General features: G+C 52.6%; 1 protein-coding gene. It reads left to right on the top strand.

Annotated features, from left to right (window positions below; all coding sequences use genetic code 11):
- Positions 1–475 (top strand): terminase gpA endonuclease subunit (locus tag MTCD1_RS18480; protein WP_143760151.1); only part of this gene is annotated, 475 nt, incomplete at both ends.

Raw genomic sequence — 475 nt, 5'->3', positions numbered from 1 at the left:
GTGAATCCCCGCATTTTATGCGTTTTCATGTTGCCTGCCCGCATTGCGGGGAGGAGCAGTATCTTAAATTTGGCGCCAAAGAGACGCCGTTTGGCCTCAAATGGACGCCGGATGACCCCTCCAGCGTGTTTTATCTCTGCGAGCATAATGCCTGCGTCATCCGCCAGCAGGAGCTGGACTTTACTGATGCCCGTTATATCTGCGAAAAGACCGGGATCTGGACCCGTGATGGCATTCTCTGGTTTTCGTCATCCGGTGAAGAGATTGAGCCACCTGACAGTGTGACCTTTCACATCTGGACAGCGTACAGCCCGTTCACCACCTGGGTGCAGATTGTCAAAGACTGGATGAAAACGAAAGGGGATACGGGAAAACGTAAAACCTTCGTAAACACCACGCTCGGTGAGACGTGGGAGGCGAAAATTGGCGAACGTCCGGATGCTGAAGTGATGGCAGAGCGGAAAGAGCATTATTC

The sequence above is a fragment of the Colwellia marinimaniae genome (assembly GCF_002207865.1).
Taxonomy (GTDB): Bacteria; Pseudomonadota; Gammaproteobacteria; order Enterobacterales; family Alteromonadaceae; genus Colwellia; species Colwellia marinimaniae.
This window is presented reverse-complemented; position numbering and strand designations above follow the sequence as displayed.